Raw genomic sequence first — 1292 nt, forward strand, 5'->3', positions numbered from 1 at the left:
GCTATGACCGCGCCAGCGACCTTTACAAGCGCGGCACCGGCACGCAGGCAGATTACGATACGGCGTCGGCCGCGCTGGAGACGGCCAACGCGCAGGTCGGCCAGGCCGAAGCCAACCTCGCTGTCGGCGGTCTGCCGGCACGCCCGGAAACGATCAAGGCCGCCGACAACCAGGTCAAGCAGGCGCAATCGGCCCTGGGACAGGCTCAGTGGCGGCTGTCCAAGCGCGTGCTGACGGCGCCTTCGCCCGGTCGCGTCAACGACGTGATCCGCAATCCGGGCGACACCGCCGGCCCGACGGCGCCTGTCATCTCGATACTGCCGGACGGCGCCGTGAAGGTCAGCGTCTATGTACCGGAAAGCGCCTTCTCCTCGGTCAAGGTCGGTGCGCTGCTCAGCGTCCATTGCGACGGCTGCGGGCCTGATCTGAGGGCGCGCGTCAGCTATGTGTCGCCGGATCCGGAGTTTACGCCGCCGGTGATCTATTCGCTGGAGAACCGGCAGAAGCTGGTGTTTCTGGTCGAGGCGCGGCCGGAGGGCGATGCCGGCCCGCTGCAGCCCGGGCAGATCGTCGACGTCGACCTGGCGGATGCCGGAAAATGAACGCCATCGACGTCCATGGCCTGGTCAAGCGCTTCGGCAACAAGACCGTCGTCGACCACGTGACGATGACGGTGGCCGAGGGTGAGATCGTCGGCTTCCTGGGGCCGAACGGCTCGGGCAAGACGACGACCATCCGCATCATGTGCGGACTGCTCACGCCGGACGAGGGCGAAGGCACGGTGCTCGGCCTCGACATCCGCACCGATGCGCTCAGGATCAAGCGCGAAGTCGGCTACATGACGCAGAAATTCTCGTTCTACGAGGATCTGACGATCGGCGAGAACCTCGAATTCGTGGCCCGGCTCTACCAGCTGAGACCGGTCGAGGAGCATGTGGCGCGGACGCTGGAGGAGCTTGGCCTGACGACACGCCGGAACCAGCTCGCCGGCACGCTGTCGGGCGGCTGGAAGCAGCGGCTGGCGCTCGCCGCCTGCATCATGCACAAGCCGAGGCTGCTTCTGCTCGACGAGCCGACGGCGGGCGTCGATCCCAAGGCAAGGCGAGAATTCTGGGACGAGATCCACCGGCTGGCGAGCGGCGGCCTGACCGTGCTGGTCTCCACCCATTATATGGACGAGGCCGAGCGCTGCCACCGCATCAGCTACATCTCCTACGGCAAGATGCTGGCCACCGGCACTGTGGAAGAGGTGGTGAAGAATGCCGGGCTCACCACCTTCGTGGTGCAGGGTC

At 66.4% G+C, this 1292-nt stretch carries 2 protein-coding genes; both read left to right on the forward strand.

The window, feature by feature from the left end:
• On the forward strand, nucleotides 1–602 hold a 602-nt coding region (locus tag EN742_RS35285; protein ID WP_128333904.1), incomplete at its 5' end, for an HlyD family efflux transporter periplasmic adaptor subunit.
• Nucleotides 599–1292 (forward strand): ABC transporter ATP-binding protein (locus EN742_RS35290; RefSeq protein WP_148670543.1); only part of this gene is annotated, 694 nt, incomplete at its 3' end. The genes EN742_RS35285 and EN742_RS35290, both read left to right, overlap by 4 nt.

This window comes from Mesorhizobium sp. M4A.F.Ca.ET.020.02.1.1 (assembly GCF_004022645.1).
In the GTDB taxonomy this organism is placed as follows: Bacteria; Pseudomonadota; Alphaproteobacteria; order Rhizobiales; family Rhizobiaceae; genus Mesorhizobium.